The following is an 18,724-nucleotide window of genomic DNA, read 5'->3' as shown; positions in this document are numbered from 1 at the left end:
GAGGACACCGCATGGCTCTCGGACATCGCGTGCGTGGAAACCGCGTACGTGCGGTCATCAGCTCGATCGCGGCGGTGACCGCGCTCGGCGCCCTGCTGACCGGCTGCGCGGCCGACCCTGCCGAGCCGGCCGAAGGTGCCACGCAGGCCGTGGAGGTGCGCCCGGAGCTGCGCGCAATGCTCCCCGGCGAGCTGCGGGCGGAGTCCACGCGCATCGCCGTCGGCACGGAGTCGGGCTACCCGCCCTTCGAGTACACGAACGAGGCCGGCCGCATCGTCGGCTTCGAGATCGACCTGTTCGACGCCGCGTCGAAGCGGCTGGGGATCAAGTACAACTTCGTCGACATGCCGTGGGACTCGCTGATCGACGAGCTGTACGCCAGCAACGTCGACGTCGTCGCCGCGGCGATGTCGGACACCCCTGAGCGCCAGATCGAGTCCGACTTCGTCGACTACTACAACGACAGCGACGCGATCATGGTCCCGGCCGGCAACCCCGCCGGGATCAAGACGCTCGAGGACCTGTGCGGCCGCAACGTCGCCGTGCTCGGTGGCACCGACCCGATCGACTACACGTCGCAGCAGACGGCGCTGATCGCCCTCAACGAGAGCGAGTGCAAGGCCAAGCCGATCGTGATCACGCCGTTCGGCACCGACGCCGACGCGCTCGCCCAGGTCGAGGCGGGCAAGGCTGATGCCGAGCTCACCCAGTGGTCGACCGGCGTCTACAACGCCAAGCAGATCGGCTCCGGCGACATCTTCGAGGTGGCCAACACCGAGATCATCAACCCGACGCCCCTGGGCTTCCGGTTCCTGAAGGGCGACGTCGAGCTCGTCCGTGCCTACCAGGCCGCTCTGCAGAGCCTGATCGACGACGGAACCTACGCCGAGATCCTGGAGAAGCACGACCTCTCGGTCGGTGCCCTGGAGACGGCCACGGTCAACAACCAGCAGCCGTGACGCGCCGCTGACCACAGCGCCAGGAGGGCCGCCCCACACGGTGTGGGGCGGCCCTCGTGCTTTTCCGCCATCCGGCGCGCGGACCCGGGTCCCGGGCCACGACGCGCCGTCTCGCCGACCGTCTCATTTCGCACCACGAAATAGTGGCCACCACAGTGACCGTTACCAGCCCCGTCGGTTAGCCTGGTAACCGAAAGGAGCAGTCATGGCCAGAACATCCCTCCGTACCCAGCGCGATCTCACGTCGCTCGGCGACCATGTGCGTGCCTGGCGCAAGATCCACGGCCTCACGGCCCAGCTCGTCGCGGACCGCGCGGGCATCACCCGCACCACGCTGCGGGCCATCGAGACCGGCACGGGGACGGTCAGTCTCGAGAACACGTTCGCGGTGCTGCGGGTGCTCGGCATGGCCGACGCCGTCGTCGGCGCGAGCGACCCGCTGACCACCGAGATGGGCCGGTTCCACGCGGAACGGGCCCTGCCGCAGCGAGTCAGGGTCCCCAGCTGAACGAGAAGAGAAGGTGAGCGCCGTTGTCGATTCGTGTCGAGGTCGAGCTTCCCGGCGGGGGTCAGGTCCGCGCAGGTGACCTCGACATGCATCTCAACCGCGGCGGCGCCCTCGTGGGCTGCACGTTCCGCTACGACGCCGCGTACCTGCGCGACCAGCGCGCGTACGCCCTGTGCCCCGAGCTGCCGCTGACGCCGGGGAACATCCCGTCGGGCAGCGACCGGCCCCTGTTCGGCGTCCTGGCCGACTGCCAGCCCGACCAGTGGGGCCGGACGCTGCTGTTCAACGCGGAGCGCCGCGCCGCCCGCGCCGAGGGGCGCGGCTTCATGACGCTGACCGAGGTCGACTTCCTGCTCGGCGTGCAGGACGAGACCCGGCTGGGCGCGCTGCGCTTCTCGCTCGACGAGGGCAAGACGTTCATGGGGCCGCCGCGGGCCGAGGTCCCCGACCTGGTGGACCTGCCGTCCCTGACCGACGCCGCGGACGCCGTCGCGCAGCACCGCGAGACCGACCACGACGTGCGGCTCCTGGTCGCCGCGGGAACCTCGATGGGCGGCGCCCGCCCCAAGGTGACCGTGAAGGACGCCGAGGGCGACCTGTGGATGGCCAAGCTGCCCGAGACCGGCGACCGCTGGGACGTCCAGGCGTGGGAGTACCTGACGCTGCGCCTGGCCTCGGACGCCGGCATCGAGGTGCCCGTCGCGCGGCTGCACCGCATCGGCCCGTCCCGCTCCATCCTGCTGACCCGCCGCTTCGACCGGCGGCCGGACGGCGGCCGCATCGGCTTCCTGTCCGCGGACAGCCTCACGCAGAAGGCGTTCTTCGAGGTCATCGACTACCGCACGCTCGCCGAGACGCTGGCGGACCACTCGGGCCGGCCGGCCACCGACGGGCACGACCTGTTCCGCCGCGTGGCGTTCACGCTGCTCGTGCGCAACGTGGACGACCACATGAAGAACCACGGGTTCCTGCGCCGCGCCGACGGCTGGTCGCTGTCCCCGCTGTTCGACGTGAACCCCAACCCGTTCGCCGTCGTCGAGTCCACGCCGCTCCGCCCGGGTGGCACCCGGATCGACCGCGACGTGCGGGTCCTGCTCGCCACCGCGGACTCCTACGGTCTGCGGCAGGACGACGCCCGTCGCGTGCTCGGCGAGGTCGCCGCGGCGACGTCGGGCTGGTCGCAGATCGCGCGCGACATGTCGCTGCCGCCGGAGGAGATCGCGCTGATGGCGGAGGCGTTCGAGAACCCCAACCGGGACGAGGCGCAGGCGGCCTGAGTGCGCGGGGTTACGCTCGCGTCATGAGCGGCAACACCCGGCCCATCGAGGCCTCCATCCGCACGGACTTCCGCGACGAGATGGACTACGGCTCCTACCTGGGGCTCGACGCGCTCCTCTCGGCGCAGCACCCGGTGAGCGACCCACCGCACCACGACGAGCTGCTGTTCATCATCCAGCACCAGACCACGGAGCTGTGGCTCAAGCTGGTGGTGCACGAGCTGCGCGGCGTGCGGCGGTTCCTCGACAGCGACGACCTGCCGCGGGCCCTCAAGGGCCTGGCCCGGGTCAAGCACATCCAGCGCACCATCACCGAGCAGTGGTCGGTGCTGGCCACCCTCACCCCGAGCGAGTACGCGGAGTTCCGGGGCTCGCTGGGCCAGTCCTCGGGCTTCCAGTCCCACCAGTACCGCGCCGTGGAGTTCCTGCTCGGCAACAAGCACGCCGGCATGCTCCAGGTGTTCCGGGACAAGCCGGAGATCCACGCGCAGCTCGCGCAGCTGCTGCAGGAGCCCACGGTCTACGACGCGTTCCTGCGCCTGCTGGCCCGGCGCGGCCACGCCGTCCCGGCCGAGATCCTGGAGCGCGACGTCACGCAGGCCTGGACCGAGCACCCCGAGCTGATCAAGGTCTTCAAGACGATCTACGAGGACCCGCACGCCTACTGGGAGCTGTACGAGGCGTGCGAGGACCTGGTCGACATCGAGGACGCGTTCCAGCTCTGGCGGTTCCGCCACCTGCGCACGGTGCAGCGCACCATCGGGTTCAAGACCGGCACGGGCGGGTCGAGCGGCGTCGGCTTCCTCAAGCGGGCCCTGGACCTGACGTTCTTCCCCGAGCTCATCTCGGTCCGCACCGAGATCGACGGCCCCCTCGGTGTCTGACGGCGGGACCACGACGCTGCCCGGCGTCGTCGACCACCACGTGCACCTGGGGCTGGTGGACCGGCGCCTGCTCGCCGGCGGGCCGGTCACCGAGGTGCACGACCTGGGCTGGGACCCGCGCGAGGTGACCGCCTGGGCGGCCGAGCCGCCGTCGGGCCTCCGGATCCGGTACGCCGGGCCGTTCCACACTGCGCCGGGCGGGTACCCCAGCGGGCGCTCGTGGGCGCCGGACGCCGCAGTGCGGCCCGTCGCCTCCCCGGACCAGGCCGCCGCGGCGGTGGCCGACGTCGTCGCCGCGGGCGGGTTCGCGGTCAAGGTCGCCCTGCACGCGGGCATGGCACCGCTGCCCGAGGACGTCCTGCGGGCCCTCGTCGGCGCGGCGCACGGCGCGGGACTGCCGGTGCTGGTGCACGCGGAGGGCCCGGGCGAGGCGGAGCGCGCGATCGACGTGGGCGCGGACACGCTCGTGCACGTGCCGTGGACCGAGGAGCTGTCGGCCGGCGTGATCGCCCGGGCCGCGCACATGACCTGGATCTCGACCCTCGCGATCCACGACGGGCCGGGCGGGTCGGCCGGTCTGACGCTCGCGCTCGCGAACGCGCGGCGGTTCGTCGCGGCGGGCGGGCGGCTCGTGTACGGCACGGACATGGGCAACGGTCCGACGCCGGTCGGGGTCAACGAGCGCGAGATCGAGCTGCTCGGGACGGTGCTCACCGGGGAGGCGCTGCGCCGTGCCGTGCTCGGCCGGGTCGACGCGGCGCCGGCGCTGGCGGCCCCGCTCCCGGTGCCGGAGACGGCGGCCGACCTGATCGCGTGGCTCCGGGCGGCGACGCGCCTCTGAGCTCTGCCGCCACCGCCGGTCGAGCTCGTCGAGACCCGGGTCTCGACAAGCTCGACCAGCGAAAGGACAAGCTCGACCAGCGGCTACCGCCCCCTACCTCAGTTGCGGTTGATGGTGAACGTCGACGTCGGGTTCTCGATGTCGCGGAAGTTGTTCCCGAACGTCAGCCCGTTGAACGTGGCCGACCCGACCGCCGGGCCCTGTCCCGCTTCCGGCAGCGGGTTGGCCCAGATGCCGTAGCCGGACTTCGCGTCGTACTGGTCGCCGCTGCGCTGGGCGCCGGTGATCGACACGTCCGTGAACACCGTGTCCTGGACCGGGTTCACCGGCTGCCCGCCGACGTACTGGGTCTGGAACATGATCCCGGAGTACGTCGGGTCCACGATGTCCAGGTCGTTCACCCGGATGGCGGTGAACGTCTTGGACGCCGAGAACAGCCACACCGCCGGGAACACCTGCGCGCCCCAGAAGTGCCCGCCGGAGCGCACCACGGAGATGCCCTCGAAGACCGTCGGCGCGGGGCCGAACCCCTCCATCGGGTACCCGAAGTCCAGCGAGCTGATGGTCACGCCCGAGTACACGAGCGTGTCGGCGATGTAGATGTTGCGGAACGTGTTGTCCTGCCCGCCGTAGACGGCCAGCCCCGCGGCCCGCCACGTGTTGGTGGACGTCAGGTTCTCGAACACGTTGCCCCGCTGGCCGCTGCCCCCGGCGTCGGTCGCCGCGAACAGCGCGAACGAGTCGTCGCCCGTGCCGCGCGCCTGGTTGTTGTGCACGTGGTTGTTCGCGCTGCCGTTGGTCATGTTCAGCGCGTCGGCGAACGTGTTCCGGATCCGCGAGTCCTTGATCTCCGAGCCGTCCATGTTGGCCGCCCAGAACATGCAGATCATGTGCTCGACCCAGATGTCGTCGATCGTCATGTCGGAGACGTTCGCGAAGTCGAAGACCTTGCCCGGGCCGTCGATCCGCGACGTGTAGTTGCCGAAGTACGCGAAGTCGCGGAACGTCGAGCCGTTCGCCGTCCCCTCGGCCCGGAAGCCGATGTCCGTGTTCTCCTGGCCCGCGGGGGCGTGGAACCGCGTGAACCACGGCCCGGCGCCCACGATGTCGACGGCCTTGCCGTACACCTGGAACTTGCTCGCCGTCTGGTAGTCGCCCGCCGGCAGGTAGACGCCGGCCAGGTTGCCGGTCGTGTCCATCCGGAACCGGTCGAGCGCGTTCTGCACGTCCTGGTGCGTGAAGCCCGCGGGCTGGACGTACTTGGCGGGGTCCGGGTTGGCCTGCGCCGTCGCCTGCTCCAGGTCCACGAAGTCGACCGTGTACGGGCCCGGGTTGCTCGCCGTCTTCTGCAGGCGGATGGTCGAGCCCGCCGGGACGTTCCGCCCGAGCAGCGCGTTGGCCTCGTCGTAGATGTGCCGCGGGGCACCCTGGCCGGGCTGGTTGCCCGGGCTGGCCTCGTTGCCGTACAGCCACGCGTAGCGCGAGGTCAGGTCGATGTTCTTGACGAACTGCCCGTCCACGTAGACCCCGAGCGAGCCGTTGGTGCCGCCACCTCCCGCGGCGTCCGGCATCGAGAAGCGCACCACCAGGGAGTTGGTGGGCGCCCGCGTGGTCCACTCGACGTACGCGCCGGTCTGGCCCAGCGTGACCGCCTTGCGGCCGGACGCCTCGCCCGCGAGGTCGCCCACCACGCGGTTGGGCCCGACGGCGGTCGCGCCGCCGCCGGACGCGCCGTCCTCCGCCTCGTAGGTGTCGAACGGCATGTTCGCGCCGCGGCCGATGAACAGCGACCGCGTGACCTCGTTGTTCGCCCGCTTGGCCGCGACCTCGGTCGGGTCGGGGGCCGCCGTCACGGTGACGTCGAACGAGCCGTCGGCCGCCGTCCACGTGCCCAGGTTCACGCTCTGGCTGGTCGCGCCGGGTGCGATGGCGCCCGAGACCGAACCCGTCAGCGTGCGCACCACCGTGCCGGAACCGTTCCGCAGCACGACCGTGAGGCCGTGCGCCCCGGACGACGCCGCGAGCGAGCCGCGGTTCGCGATCGTCGCCGAGAAGGTGACGGTCTCGCCCGCCGCGGGCGTGGACGGCGTCCACGACACGGTCGGGACCAGGTCCGAGCTGGCGACCTCGGTGACCACCAGCGGGTCCGGCCGCGTGTAGCCGTTGTCGCTCTCGGACTGCTCGGCCACGGCCCCCGACGGGTCCGCCTCCGCGCCGATCTCGTACGACCCGGCGGTCAGCGTGCCGACGTCGGCCGTGACCGTGGCCTGCGCGCCCGCGGCGAGTGCGCCCACCTGGCCCGTGGCCACCTCGTCGCCGTCCACCGTGAACGAGACGTCGGTGGCCGTCGAGGCGCGCGTGCCGATGTTCTTCACGACGGCGGACAGGGTCACGTCGTCCGACTCCGTGGGTGACGCCGGGGTGGCCGTGACGCCCGTGACCGTCAGGTTGGGGTTGGCCGCCGGGGTGCCGAACACCTGCAGCTCCGCCACCTGACCGTTGCCAGAGCCCGTGTTCGCGGTGAACCGGAGACGCACCTCCCGCGCGGTACCCGTCACCGGCACGGTCACCGTGTTGCCCGTCGCGGGGGAGAAGGCGCGCGCGGCCGACGGCGCGAGCGTCGTCCACGCGTCACCCGACCCCGTGCGGCCCTGCACCTCGAAGGTCTGCGTGCGCGGCCCCCACGCCGTGGCCGGCGGCAGCTTCACGACGACGGCGCTCAGCTCCGCCGCCGAGGCCAGCGTCACCGCGAGCGTGCTCGGGTACTGCCCGCCCGCACCCTCCCAGTAGGTGCCCGTGTCGCCGTCGGTGGCGTTCGCCGCGACGTACGTCCACTCCGTCGACGACGCCGCCGCCGGGCGGCCCGCCGCGAGGTCCGTGCCGTCGGCCGGCTCCTCCGGGTCGGGGGCGTCGCGGGTGCCGCGCACCTCCAGCTCCGAGAGCTGACCCGCCGGCCAGCCCGTGTTCGCCGTGATCGCGACCCGCACGTACCGGGCCTCGGTGTTCGGCACGTCGATCGTCACCGTGTTGCCCGACGCCGGGTCGAACCGGCGCTGGGCACTCGCGGACAGCGTGGTGAAGGTGGAGCCGTCGGCGCCGGCCTGCACCGACAGGGTCTGCGTGCGGGCCTCCCAGCCGGCGGGCAGCTTGAGCACGACCTCCTCGACGGTGGCGCCGGAGCCGAGGTCGACCTGGGCCCACTGCGGCAGGCTGCCGTTGGTCGACTCCCAGTACGTACCGGCGTTCCCGTCGGTGAGGTTGTCGGCCAGGTAGGGGGCGTTGGCGCTGCTGGCCGCGGCGGCTGCGCCCGCGGACAGGACGCCGGGCGCGGCGCTGGCCGGCGCCGGCACGAGCACCGCCGCGGTCAGGGCGGCGGCGGTGAGTACCGACATCAGGCCGGGGGCGAGCCCCGGTCTGGTGGCTTGGCGCGAGGTGGAGCGGAACATCGTCGTCCCCGATCTCCCGTCGTCGTCGACGGGTGTCGTCACCAGGATTGTCCGTGCGTACTTGCCATGGTTCTGTACGTAAAAACGCGTACTCTTGTCGAGTTCTTGCGTTTGGATGGCACGGACATTACTGAGGCGTGGCCGGGGGCGTCAAGGGTTCCGGTCGGACCGCCCCGCGCACGACGTACGCTCGGGCCGGAACCGATCGACCTGGAGCCCCCGTGACCGACACCGCACCGTCCGCCCCGCAGCCCGCGGCGCCGTCCGCCGACCTGCCCGCCGCGCTGCGCGAGCGCGCCGCCGCCCTCGACGCCGCCGACCCGCTGGCCGGCTACCGCGACCTCTTCGTCCCGAGCGAGGGCCTGGTCGCCTACCTCGACGGCAACTCGCTGGGCCGGCCGCTGACTGCGACCCGCGAGCGGCTCGCCTCGTTCGTGGACGGGCCCTGGGCCGCGCGGCTGATCCGGTCGTGGGACGAGAGCTGGATGGACGCGCCGACCGAGCTCGGCGACGAGCTGGGCCGGGTCGCGCTGGGCGCCGCGCCGGGGCAGACCGTCGTCGCCGACTCCACGACCGTGCTGCTCTACAAGCTGGCCCGCGCCGCCGTCGACGCGCGGCCCGGCCGCACCGTGATCGTCGCCGACACCGAGAACTTCCCCACGGACCGGTTCGTGCTGCAGGGCATCGCGGCCGAGCGCGGCCTCGAGATCCGCTGGATCGCGCCCGACGCCGAGGCAGGCGTCACGCCCGAGGAGGTCGCGGCCGCCGTCGGGCCGGACACCGCGCTGGTGCTGCTCAGCCACGTCGCCTTCAAGTCCGGCTACATCGCCGACCTGCCCGCGATCACGCGGGTCGTGCACGACGCCGGCGCGCTGGTGCTGTGGGACCTGTGCCACTCGGCGGGCTCGGTTCCGCTCGACCTGGACGCGGACGGCGTGGACATCGCCGTCGGCTGCACGTACAAGTACCTGAACGGCGGTCCCGGCTCGCCCGCCTTCGCCTACCTGGCCGCCGGTCTGCAGGACGAGGTGCGCCAGCCGGTGCAGGGCTGGATGGGGGCCGCCGACCCGTTCGCGATGGGCCCGGAGTACGAGCCAGCGGCCGGCATCCGCCAGCTCATCAGCGGCACGCCGCCGATCGTCGGGATGCTGCCGATGCGCGACATGCTCGCCCTGATCGACCGGGCGGGCATGCCGGCCGTGCGCGCCAAGTCGCTCGCGTTGACCGGGTTCGCGATCGAGATCGCGGACGAGCACCTGCCTGGCGTCCGCGTGGCCTCACCGCGCGACCCGGAGCGCCGGGGCAGCCACGTCATGCTCGACCACCCGGACTTCAAGCGGGTCGTGGCGGACGCCTGGGCGCAGGGCGTGATCCCGGACTTCCGCCCGCCGCAGGGTCTTCGCGTGGGGCTGAGCCCGCTGAGCACGAGCTTCACGGAGCTGGCGGAGGGCCTCTGGGCCGTCCGCAACCTCCTGGGCTGAACCTGATCACCTTCGAGGCCCAAGTTTCTTCGCTTTGCCGCAGCTCAAAGCGAAGAAACTTAGGCCTCGAAGGAGATGGGCCGCTCGGCAGATCGCGGTCAGCGGCTGAACACAGGGTCGAGAACTGCGGCGACCAGCGCCATCTGGTCGTCCAGGTTCTCCTCGCTGATCTCGCCGAGTCCTTCCTTTCGGCGCCAGGCGGCCCACTTGCCCTGTCCGATGTCGCCGTACCCGGCGATGACCGGGCTGATCGGTCTCAGCTCGACACCTCGGTAGCGGGCAACCGACCCGGCGGCCCGGCGCAGCTCGCCTGTGTCGATCGTGTGCCGGGTGGGCAGCTGCACGATGTCGACGTAGTCGCGCCATCGAGTGCTGGTCTTCCCGCGCTCCAGGATCGTCACGCCCTTCTCCGCGATCACCGTCTCCGGGCGGTATCCGACCACCTCGATCGGGTCGCCGATCACTCGCGGGATGCGGACGATCTGGGGCGCGGGCACGATCGGGTCACCGGTCGAGATGTCCCAGGCCACCCTGCCCTTCCACGAGGCGAGCGTTACCGAGGCCCGCATGCGCAGGCCGGGGTACTCGGCGTCGTCCCGGATCTCCTGGACGGAGATCGAGTCGAGGTCGAACACGATTCCGTCGTCCGCGTCGACCGCTGCGGCGTCGTGCACCACCCGGGTGATGTGTGCCGGCGTCACCGCGGCACTGATCGCCTCGGCGTCCAGATCCTTCGTCGGACGGCGCACGTCGTAGGCCGTCAGCAGGATGCCGCCCTTGAGGACGAAGGCTTCGGCGTGCGCCGTCCGCGTGATGCGGAAGAGGAACGACTCGAGAGCATGGCGCGTCAGGTACTCGCCGGTTGCCACGGGTGTGCCCGTGCGGGCGGCAGAACTGCGCGCTCTGGCCTGGATCGCGCGGTAGATCTCGGCGCTCGTCGTCATGTCAACGCCTCCAGGGCGTGCTGCAGAGGTCCGCGGCTCCGTGGCAGCCGGCTCGCGACCGCCAGGAGCCGCGCCGGCTTGCCGCCGCGTCGCAGCCACTCGCGCAGGGCGTCTCGCCCGAGCTCGTAGCCGAGCGAGCCGCGGAGGCGGAACACGTCGGCGATGGTGCGCTCCTCGGAGTAGAGGCCGATGCGCAGGCCTGAACCCGGGATCTCGATCTCGTCGCGGTCCAGTCCGAAGGTCGCCCTGTCGAAGAGGTGCCATGTGATCGCCGAGTCCGTGGCCGGCCGCCGCGAGCCACGGGGGACGGCGACGTCGAGCAGCGCGGGTATCACGTCGGTCAGGTCGTAGTAGGCGAGCGCGGACGTGAGGCAGACCGTCGCGTCCGGACGCCTGGCTGCCGCCTCGACCCACTCCCACTCGGCCGGATCGGCATCTGTCGCCCGGTAGATGCCGCGGGCGATGCGGTCGAAGCGCCCGTCCCGCACGGCGCGGTAGAGGCCGGCCCGGGACACGCCAAGACTTTCGGCCTGCGACGCCCTGGCTGCGTCGGTCATGCTGCACCTCCGGCATGGAACGAAACGTATACAGATAACGCTATCTGTATACGTTTTGTTTCGCGCGCCGTGCGGTCAGCAGGTCAGGGAAGGTCGCGGCGGAGCACCTTGCCCGTCGGGTTGCGGGGGAGCTCGGCCAGGAAGTGGATGTCGCGGGGGAGCGAGAAGCGCGGGAGCTCCGCACGGAGCCGGTCCAGCAGGGCCTCCGCGGTGAGCGTCGCACCCTCGCGCAGCACCACGTACGCGGCGAACCGGTGGCCGAACCGCTCGTCGGGCACGCCGAACACCGCGACGTCCGCTACCTCGGGCTGGGCCGTGATCGCGTCCTCCACCGGGCGCGGGAACACGTTCTCGCCGCCCGAGACGATCATGTCGTCGGCGCGGCCCAGCACGTAGAGGCGGCCCTCGGCGTCGAGCCGGCCGCGGTCGCCCGTGGCCATCAGGTCGCCGAACATCGGCTTGCCCGTGCCGTTCGTGTATCCCTCGAACAGCATGCCGTTGCCCACACAGATCTGGCCGACGGCGCCGCGGGGCACCGGCCGGCCGGCGTCGTCCAGGATGCCGATGCGGGTGCCCAGCGGGGGTCGGCCCGCCGTCGTCGGCTCCGTGGCGAGGTCCTCGGGTGTGGAGATGGAGGCCCAGGAGGCCTCCGTCGAGCCGTAGAGGCCGTACAGGACCGGGCCGAACTCGTCGAGGAACTGCGTGATCCGGTCGGCGGGCATGGCCGAGCCGGAGTAGGCGACCACCCGCAGCGACGACGTGTCGTAGCGGGCCTTGACCTCGGCGGGCAGGTCGAGGATGCGCTGCAGCATGACCGGGACCGCGATCAGGGCGGTCACGCGGTGCTCGGCGATCATGCGGAGGGTCGCCTCGGGGTCGAAGCGCCGGGGCAGCACCAGCTCGGCGTGCAGCGCCATGCCGAGCTGTAGCGCCGCGAGTCCCCAGGTGTGGAAGATCGGCGTCGAGATCATCATCCGGTCGCCGGCCCGCAGCGGGATGACGGACAGCAGCGACGCCGCCTCGCTCAGCCCGTGCGGCTGCGGACGGCGGGCGCCCTTCGGGGTGCTCGTGGTGCCCGAGGTCATGACGACCGTCCGGCCGGCCCGGTCGGGGATCGGCACCCGCGCCGGGTCGCCGTTCGCGACGAGGTCCGCGAGGCCGGAGGCGCCGTCGTCGGCCCAGGTGGTGTGCACGCCCAGGCCGGCGGGCAGGTCGGGGCGCTGGTCCAGGAACTCCTGGTCGGCGAGCAGCAGCACCGGCTGCTGCTCGCCGACGACGGCGGAGACCTGCGCGGGGGAGAGGCCCGAGTTGAGCAGCAGCGTGGTCGCGCCGAGCTTGGCCAGCGCCACCATGGCCTCGATCAGGCCGCCGTGGTTGCGGCAGAGCACGGCGACGGGCGACCCGACGCCGACGCCGCGGTCGCGCAGGGCGTTGGCCAGCCGGTTCGCGCGCTCGTCGAGCTCGCGGAAGGTCACGCTGCGCTGCTCGTCGGCGAACGCCGTCTGGTGCGGGGCGCGGACGGCGCTGGCGCGGTACCCGCCGGCGATCGACGGGCCCCAGGTGACGAGCTGCCAGATCGCGCCGACGTCGCGGTGCACCCGCAGGCCCGGGGCGAGAACACCCGACCGGACGAGGTGGAAGCCCTGGTTGAGCAGGTTCTCCCGGCGTTCGACCTGCACGAGGCCGCCGGCGCGGACCTCCTCGGTACTGGTGGTCAGCACGTCGCCCCCTTTGGCTCGCCACTATTGCACCCGCATTCAATAGGAAAGGGATGCGGGAGGCAACCCTCGGCCGCAGGTCGGGGCCGTGGCACCCATCCCCTTCGAGGCCTAGGTTTCTTCGCTTTCGGGCGACCGAAAGCGAAGAAACCTAGGCCTCGAAGGAGAAAGGAGCCGCCCCGTCAGGCAAGCTCGACCGCCAGGGCGCCGAGGGACTTGAGGGTCTCTTCCGCGGCCTGTTCGTCGTAGCCGCGCGTGCACACCGCGATCACCAGGGCGTCGGTGCCGGGCTCACCCACGAAGGCGACGTCGTGCCGGATGCCGTCCACCCAGCCGGACTTGGAACCGAACGGGACACCTCCGCCGACGGCGGCCGTGAGCTGACGGTCGGTCTGCCGGCCGAGCAGCTCGCACATCCAGGCGGTCCGCTCCGGGCTCGCCAGTGCGCCCGTGACCACGCCGGACATCAGCAGGCACAGGTCGGCCGCCGTCGTGCGGTGCGAGGCACCCGCCTTCTCGGCGGCCAGGTCCGAGTACTTGCGGCCGAACGTCGACCGCGTGGCCCCGGCGTCGGCCAGCACCTGGTTCACCGCGGGGATGCCCACGCGCTCGACGACCATGTTGGTCGCCTCGTTGGACGACACCGTGACCATCCGGTCGACGACGTCGCCCAGCGGCATCGGCGTGCCGTCGGCCGGCAGGCCGTCGTCGACGTCGTCGGGCTCGATCGTGTACTCGCCGGCGCCGGGTACCTGCGACGTAAAGGTCCGGGTCGCGACGCACGTCTCGTCGAGGCTCGCCGTGCCCGCGTCGAGGGCGCGCGCAGCCGCCACCAGCACCGCGAGCTTCACGGTGGAGGCGGCGTAGAAGTCCAGGTCGTCGTGGCGCGCGGCGAGCACCTCGCCCGAGGCCCGCGCCACCCGGTAGGCCACCACCGGCACCCCGTCGCTGTGCGTCCCTGTCGAGACCATCCCTGTCCGTCCTCTCGTCGATCCTCGTCCTGCCGAGACAGAACCGCAGCTACTCCGCCCTGGTTCTATCTCGCTGGGGTTCTACCTCGCGCCCGCGTGCACCACGTCCGCCCAGGCGCGCACCAGCGCGCCCGACTGCGCCTCGTTCTCCGCCGCGTGCACCAGCGCCGCCTCGGCCAGCACCGCCCGGTCGATGCCCTGCTCCGAGAGTGCGGCCTCGTCCCAGGTCGCGATCCGCTCCGGCCGCGCCTCGGGATGGAACTGCAGGCCCCAGGCCGCCTCGCCTACGCGGAACGCCTGGTTGCGGCAGGCGTCGCTGGTCACCAGCAGCGTCGCCGACGGCGGCAGGGCGGTCACCGAGTCCTCGTGGTTCTCGATCATCCACAGCGGACCGTCCGGCACGCCGGGCAGGTCGCCGAACACCGGGTCGTCCGCGGCGTCGGGCAGCACCGTGAGCGCGCACATGCCGCGCTCCGTCTCGCCCGACCGCGCCGTGACGCCGCCGCCGGTGACGTGCGCCAGGAGCTGTCCGCCGAGGCACAGCCCGAGCAGCGGCACGCCGTCGGCCAGCGCCTGCTCGGTGAGCGCGCGCTCGCGGGCGAGGAACGGGTGCCCGGCGTCGTCGTCCGGCATGAAGCCGCCGCCCAGCAGGACCACGCCGCCGAACCCGTCGAGGGTCTCGGGGAGCTCCGCGCCCGGCGTGAGCACCGGGTCGATCCCGGCCTCGGGGAGCCACTGCTCCAGGCGGCCCATCGAGCTGGTGGGCGAGTTCAGCACCACCAGGACGCGCGTCATGCGCCGGCTCCCGGGGCGGCGAGCTCACGCGCGAAGTGGCAGGCGGCGACATGGTCCGGTGCGGCACCCCGGGTGACCAGGGCGGGCACCTCCGTCTCGCACACGGACGGGACGAGCCGCAGGCCCCGATCCGGGACGACGGGGCCCGCGCTCTCCGTCTCGGAACCCTTCGTCGACGACGCGGCGGCCTCGCCCCGCGCCTCCGGCAGGGTCGGCGCGAGCCAGCAGCGCGTGTGGAACGGGCAGCCGGACGGCGGGTCGACCGGGGAGGGCGGGTCGCCCTCCAGCACGATCCCGCCGATGCCAGGGCGCTTTTCGCCGGTCTGGATCCGGGTCTCGACAGGCTCGACCAGCGACGGGTCGACGGGCTCGACCAGCGGGGGCTCGACCGGCGAGGGCTCGACCACCGTCGGAGCGACCAGCCGCACCGACGGGTCCGGCACCGGCACCGCCGACAGCAGCGCCTGCGTGTAGGGGTGCCGCGCGGCGCCGTACACGTCGGCCTCGGGGCCCTGCTCGACGATGCGGCCCAGGTACATGACGGCGACGTCGTGGGCGATGTGCCGCACCACGCCGAGGTCGTGCGCCACGAACAGGTACGACAGGCCGAGCTCCTCCTGGAGGTCCTCCAGCAGGTTGATCACCTGGCCCTGCACGGAGACGTCGAGCGCCGAGACCGGCTCGTCGCAGACCAGGATCTTGGGCCGCAGGGCGAGCGCGCGGGCGATCCCGACGCGCTGCCGCTGCCCGCCCGAGAACTGGTGCGGGTACCGGTTCGCGTGGTCGGGGTCCAAGCCGACGAGCTCGAGCAGCTCGCCCACCGCGGCCCGTCGTCCGCCTGCCGGGTCGATGCGGTGGATGGCGAACGGCTCGCCCACGATCTCGCTGACCGACATGCGCGGGTTCAGCGACGTGTACGGGTCCTGGAACACCATCTGCACGTCCCGGCGGAGCTGCTTGCGGCCTGCCCGGGACCGCCCGGTGACGTCCTCGCCGTCCACCAGCACCTGCCCGCTGGTCGGCGTCTCGACGCCCACGAGCACGCGGGCGAGCGTCGACTTGCCCGACCCGGACTCGCCGACCAGGCCCAGCGTGCGGCCCCGGTCCAGGGTGAGCGAGACGCCGTCGACGGCCTTGACGGCCCCCGCCGAGCGACGCAGCAGCCCGGAGCGCACCGGGTAGTGCTTGACGAGGTCGCGGACCTCGAGCACGGACCCGCCGTGCGCGGGGCGTTCGTCGACGAGCTCGGCGCCCGCCGGTCGTGACTCAGTCATCGGGGTCTCCCTTCGGCTCGGGCACCGACCCACCGGACGCCGACGCCGTCACGCCGGCCTCGGGGGCCGGCTCCCGTCCGGCCATGATGTCCGACGCGAAGTGGCACGCCGACATCCGCCCGGGCGCCGGGGTCGCCCGCGGCGGCACGTCGGTGCGGCAGACGTCCCGCACCGCGTCGCACCGCGGGTGGAACGGGCAGCCCGCCGGCATCGCTGCCGGGCTGGGCGGACGGCCCGGGATCACGGGCAGGCGGCCCGTCCCGGCCGCGGACGGGATCGACCGCAGCAGCGCCCGGGTGTACGGGTGGGCAGGCGTCGTGTAGACGGGCACGACGGGCGCCTGCTCGACGGCGCGGCCCGCGTACATGACCGTGACGTCGTCGGCGACGCCCGCCACGACGCCCAGGTCGTGCGTGATCAGCACGAGGCCCATGTGCCGCTCCGCCTGGATCTCCGCGAGCAGGCGCAGCACCTGCGCCTGGACCGTCACGTCGAGGGCCGTGGTGGGCTCGTCCGCGATGAGCACGTCCGGGTCCATGGCCAGCGCCGTCGCGATCATCACGCGCTGGCGCATGCCGCCGGAGAACTGGTGCGGGTACTCCTTCACGCGGGCCTTCGCGTTCGGCACCTTGACCAGGTCGAGCAGCTCGACCGCGCGCTTGCGGGCGTCGCCGCGCGACAGCCCGCGCCGGGCCCGCAGCGCCTCGGTGAGCTGGTAGCCCACGGTGTGCACGGGGTTGAGCGCGGCCAGCGCGTCCTGGAACACCATCGCCACCTGGTCGCCGCAGCGGGCGCGGTGCTCCTTGCGGCTCAGGGTGAGCAGGTCGGTGCCACCCAGCCGCACCGACCCGCGCGTGACGCGCGCCGTGTCGGGCAGCAGGCCCATCACGGCCAGCGACGACACGGACTTGCCGGAGCCGGACTCGCCCACGATCGCGAGCGTGCGGCCCGCCTCCACGCGGTAGGACAGCCCGTCGACGGCGCGCACCACGCCGTCGGGCGTGCGGAACTCGACGGCGAGGTCGGTGACCTCCAGGAGGGGCGTGCCGGACGGCGTCGCCTGCGTCCGGTCCGTGGCGGCGCTCATGCGCTCAGCCTCGGGTCGAGGGCGTCGCGCAGCGCGTCGCCGAGCACCACCAGCGACAGGACCGTCGCGAGCAGCGCGGCCAGCGGCACCAGCAGCATGTGCGGGTAGCCGCCGAGCACCCACGAGGAGCCGTTCTCGATCATGATCCCCCAGGAGATGGCGGGCGGGCGCACCCCGATGCCGAGGAACGCGAGCACGGCCTCCGCGCCGATCACGCCGGCGATCGCCGTCGGGACCAGGGCCGTGACCGGGCCGATCGCGTTGGGCAGCACGTGCCGGAACATGATCCGCAGGTCGGAGGCGCCCAGCGCGCGGGCCGCCGTGACGTAGTCGAGGTTCTTGGCCTCCAGGACGCTCGCCCGGACGTACCGGGCGTAGCCCATCCAGCCGAACAGCGTCAGCACGATCGCGGGCAGCATGATCGTGGTGAACGTGCCCGAGCCGAGGTCCACGTTCTTGAACAGGCTCAGCAGCAGCATCGCCGCGAGCAGGTACGGGATCACCAGGAAGACCTCGACGGTGCGGGACACCACGAAGTCCACCCAGCCCAGGTAGTACCCGGCGAGCAGGCCGAGCGTGACGCCGATGACCAGCGCGGTGCCGACCACCACGAGGGCCAGCAGCAGCGACGGCCTCGAACCGTGCGCGAGCTGGGCCAGCGTGTCGCACCCGAACGAGTCGGTGCCGAGCGGGAACTCGTTGCCGAAGCCCTGCGGCTTGATCTTGGCGTCGCCGATCACGCAGTGCCGCGGGCTCACCGAGGTGAACAGCGTGGGAAACGCGGCCATGACCACGAAGAACGTGATGATCAGGCCCGAGATGATGACGTCGGGCCGGCGGCGCAGGCTGCGCCACGCGTCCGACGCCAGGGTGCGGGACGCGGCGCCGGCGACGTTCCCGGTCGCCGCGGAGGCTGCCTCACTCATAGCGGATCCTCGGGTCGAGCGCGGCGTAGGCGATGTCGACGACGATCATCACCAGCACCGTGACGGCGGTCAGGATGGTCACGATGCCGAGCACCAGGCCGACGTCGCTGCTCTGCACGGCGTCCCACAGGACGCCGCCCATGCCGTAGATGTTCATGATCCCCTCGGTGATGACGGCGCCGCTCAGGGCCTCCGCGAAGGTGAGGCCCACCGCCGTCACCACGGGGATCGACGAGTTGCGCACCACGTGGTGCACCACGACGCGGCCCTCGTTCAGGCCCTTGGAGCGGGCCGTGCGCACGTGGTCGCCGCCGTACGAGTCGAGCTGGCTCGCGCGCACCAGGCGGATGAAGGCGGCCGAGCCGGCCAGGCCCAGCAGGATGCCGGGCACCGCGACCGTGGCCCACGGGTGCTCCGGGTCGAACGACGGCTTGAACCAGTACGGCGGCCAGCTGTCCTCGCCGAAGGTCTCCTTGGCCCAGCCGCTGAGCGGGACCGTCACGACCTCCTTGTAGACCAGGAGCAGCACGAACACGGGCAGCGCGTCGATGAGCACCGACGTCAGCCGGATGCCGTGGTCGGACGGCGAGCCGCGCCAGCGGGCCGCGACCGAGCCGAGCACCATGCCCAGCACCAGCCACGTGATCGTGACCATGACGAACAGCCGCAGCGTGTTCGGGGCGGCGCTGGCGACGATGTCCGTCACCTCGCGGCCCCGCAGGTTGGTGCCGAGGTCGCCCTGCGCGTACTGGCCGAGCCGTTCCACGAACGGGCCGAGGCACGGGTTGCCGGGCTGGTCGTAGCACGGGTCGTCCAGGCCGAACCGCTGCTCGACGGCGGCGACCTGGGCCGGCGAGGGAATCTTGTCGCCGAAGAACGCGAGGGCGGGGTTGCCGTTGAGCTGGATCGCGAGCGTCGTGAGCAGGTGCAGCACGAACATCACCAGGAACAGCATGCCGACCGCCTGCGCGACACGACGGAGGACGTAACGCCCCATAGGGGTCCTTCCGGGGGGATGGGGGTTGGTGGATCGCGCCGACCGTTGGTCGAGCTTGT

The 18,724-nt window shown here is 72.3% G+C and carries 16 protein-coding genes; 6 read left to right on the top strand and 10 right to left on the bottom strand.

What is annotated here, in order from left to right:
• Positions 1 to 11 precede the first annotated feature (11 nt).
• The 5 genes from H291_RS0121455 (at position 12) to H291_RS0121435 (ending at position 4,469) form a co-directional block, all read left to right on the top strand.
• A complete protein-coding gene (locus H291_RS0121455; protein ID WP_198012561.1) occupies positions 12 to 959 on the top strand; it encodes an ABC transporter substrate-binding protein in 948 nt (315 codons plus the stop codon).
• Between the two features lie 205 nt (positions 960 to 1,164).
• Entirely contained in the window at positions 1,165 to 1,467 is a 303-nt protein-coding gene (locus tag H291_RS0121450) for a helix-turn-helix transcriptional regulator (RefSeq protein ID WP_026365986.1), read from the top strand.
• Between the two features lie 86 nt (positions 1,468 to 1,553).
• The gene (locus tag H291_RS31105) at positions 1,554 to 2,744 is read left to right on the top strand and encodes a type II toxin-antitoxin system HipA family toxin (RefSeq protein ID WP_020017085.1); all 1,191 of its coding nucleotides are present in this window, start codon (positions 1,554 to 1,556) and stop codon (positions 2,742 to 2,744) included.
• A 23-nt stretch (positions 2,745 to 2,767) separates the two neighbouring features.
• Entirely contained in the window at positions 2,768 to 3,628 is an 861-nt protein-coding gene (gene kynA / locus H291_RS0121440) for a tryptophan 2,3-dioxygenase (protein WP_020017084.1), read from the top strand.
• A complete protein-coding gene (locus H291_RS0121435; protein ID WP_020017083.1) occupies positions 3,621 to 4,469 on the top strand; it encodes a hypothetical protein in 849 nt (282 codons plus the stop codon). Before kynA ends, H291_RS0121435 begins: the two co-directional genes overlap by 8 nt.
• Before the next feature lie 98 nt (positions 4,470 to 4,567).
• Here H291_RS0121435 and H291_RS0121430 read toward each other — a convergent pair whose 3' ends face one another.
• On the bottom strand, positions 4,568 to 7,957 hold the full coding sequence (locus H291_RS0121430) for a discoidin domain-containing protein (protein ID WP_232216138.1): 3,390 nt from the start codon (positions 7,955 to 7,957) through the stop codon (positions 4,568 to 4,570).
• Between the two features lie 179 nt (positions 7,958 to 8,136).
• On the opposite strand from H291_RS0121430, the gene H291_RS0121425 reads away from it, so the two are divergent.
• Positions 8,137 to 9,396: a kynureninase gene (locus tag H291_RS0121425; RefSeq protein WP_020017081.1), complete on the top strand. Its 1,260-nt coding sequence runs from the start codon at positions 8,137 to 8,139 to the stop codon at positions 9,394 to 9,396.
• Positions 9,397 to 9,494: 98 nt separating this feature from the next.
• Here the strand turns inward: H291_RS0121425 and H291_RS31100 are convergent, their stop codons facing one another.
• From H291_RS31100 to H291_RS0121380, 9 genes are all read right to left on the bottom strand, one after another.
• Positions 9,495 to 10,340, bottom strand: coding sequence for a nucleotidyl transferase AbiEii/AbiGii toxin family protein (locus H291_RS31100; RefSeq protein WP_020017080.1), 846 nt, complete (start codon positions 10,338 to 10,340; stop codon positions 9,495 to 9,497).
• Positions 10,337 to 10,897 carry a type IV toxin-antitoxin system AbiEi family antitoxin domain-containing protein gene (locus H291_RS0121415; protein WP_026365985.1) on the bottom strand — a complete coding sequence of 187 codons (561 nt, stop codon included), beginning with the start codon at positions 10,895 to 10,897 and terminating at the stop codon, positions 10,337 to 10,339. Before H291_RS0121415 ends, H291_RS31100 begins: the two co-directional genes overlap by 4 nt.
• An 83-nt stretch (positions 10,898 to 10,980) precedes the next feature.
• The gene (locus H291_RS0121410; RefSeq protein ID WP_020017078.1) at positions 10,981 to 12,618 is read right to left on the bottom strand and encodes an AMP-binding protein; all 1,638 of its coding nucleotides are present in this window, start codon (positions 12,616 to 12,618) and stop codon (positions 10,981 to 10,983) included.
• Positions 12,619 to 12,797: 179 nt separating this feature from the next.
• Entirely contained in the window at positions 12,798 to 13,586 is a 789-nt protein-coding gene (locus tag H291_RS0121405; protein WP_020017077.1) for a serine hydrolase, read from the bottom strand.
• 81 nt (positions 13,587 to 13,667) lie between these two features.
• Positions 13,668 to 14,381: a type 1 glutamine amidotransferase gene (locus H291_RS0121400; protein ID WP_020017076.1), complete on the bottom strand. Its 714-nt coding sequence runs from the start codon at positions 14,379 to 14,381 to the stop codon at positions 13,668 to 13,670.
• On the bottom strand, positions 14,378 to 15,655 hold the full coding sequence (locus H291_RS31095) for an ABC transporter ATP-binding protein (RefSeq protein WP_020017075.1): 1,278 nt from the start codon (positions 15,653 to 15,655) through the stop codon (positions 14,378 to 14,380). Before H291_RS31095 ends, H291_RS0121400 begins: the two co-directional genes overlap by 4 nt.
• Positions 15,648 to 16,742 (bottom strand): ABC transporter ATP-binding protein, encoded by a 1,095-nt coding sequence (locus H291_RS0121390; protein ID WP_020017074.1) that lies wholly within the window; start codon positions 16,740 to 16,742, stop codon positions 15,648 to 15,650. Before H291_RS0121390 ends, H291_RS31095 begins: the two co-directional genes overlap by 8 nt.
• On the bottom strand, positions 16,739 to 17,668 hold the full coding sequence (locus H291_RS0121385) for an ABC transporter permease (RefSeq protein WP_020017073.1): 930 nt from the start codon (positions 17,666 to 17,668) through the stop codon (positions 16,739 to 16,741). The genes H291_RS0121390 and H291_RS0121385 overlap by 4 nt, the downstream gene beginning before the upstream one ends.
• Complete coding sequence (locus H291_RS0121380) at positions 17,661 to 18,665, bottom strand: ABC transporter permease (protein ID WP_020017072.1); 1,005 nt, start codon at positions 18,663 to 18,665, stop codon at positions 17,661 to 17,663. Before H291_RS0121380 ends, H291_RS0121385 begins: the two co-directional genes overlap by 8 nt.
• Positions 18,666 to 18,724 lie beyond the last annotated feature (59 nt).

The sequence above is a fragment of the Promicromonospora sukumoe 327MFSha3.1 genome, from assembly GCF_000385135.1.
GTDB lineage: Bacteria > Actinomycetota > Actinomycetes > Actinomycetales > Cellulomonadaceae > Promicromonospora > Promicromonospora sukumoe_B.
This window is presented reverse-complemented; position numbering and strand designations above follow the sequence as displayed.

Coding starts and splice junctions, on each gene's coding strand:
- H291_RS0121455 (WP_198012561.1), top strand. CDS start 12: ATGGCTCTCGGACATCGCGTGCGTGGAAACCGCGTACGTGCGGTCATC.
- H291_RS0121380 (WP_020017072.1), bottom strand. CDS start 18,665: ATGGGGCGTTACGTCCTCCGTCGTGTCGCGCAGGCGGTCGGCATGCTG.
- H291_RS31100 (WP_020017080.1), bottom strand. CDS start 10,340: ATGACGACGAGCGCCGAGATCTACCGCGCGATCCAGGCCAGAGCGCGC.
- kynA (WP_020017084.1), top strand. CDS start 2,768: ATGAGCGGCAACACCCGGCCCATCGAGGCCTCCATCCGCACGGACTTC.
- H291_RS0121385 (WP_020017073.1), bottom strand. CDS start 17,668: ATGAGTGAGGCAGCCTCCGCGGCGACCGGGAACGTCGCCGGCGCCGCG.
- H291_RS0121400 (WP_020017076.1), bottom strand. CDS start 14,381: ATGACGCGCGTCCTGGTGGTGCTGAACTCGCCCACCAGCTCGATGGGC.
- H291_RS31105 (WP_020017085.1), top strand. CDS start 1,554: ATGCATCTCAACCGCGGCGGCGCCCTCGTGGGCTGCACGTTCCGCTAC.
- H291_RS0121450 (WP_026365986.1), top strand. CDS start 1,165: ATGGCCAGAACATCCCTCCGTACCCAGCGCGATCTCACGTCGCTCGGC.
- H291_RS0121415 (WP_026365985.1), bottom strand. CDS start 10,897: ATGACCGACGCAGCCAGGGCGTCGCAGGCCGAAAGTCTTGGCGTGTCC.
- H291_RS0121390 (WP_020017074.1), bottom strand. CDS start 16,742: ATGAGCGCCGCCACGGACCGGACGCAGGCGACGCCGTCCGGCACGCCC.
- H291_RS31095 (WP_020017075.1), bottom strand. CDS start 15,655: ATGACTGAGTCACGACCGGCGGGCGCCGAGCTCGTCGACGAACGCCCC.
- H291_RS0121405 (WP_020017077.1), bottom strand. CDS start 13,586: ATGGTCTCGACAGGGACGCACAGCGACGGGGTGCCGGTGGTGGCCTAC.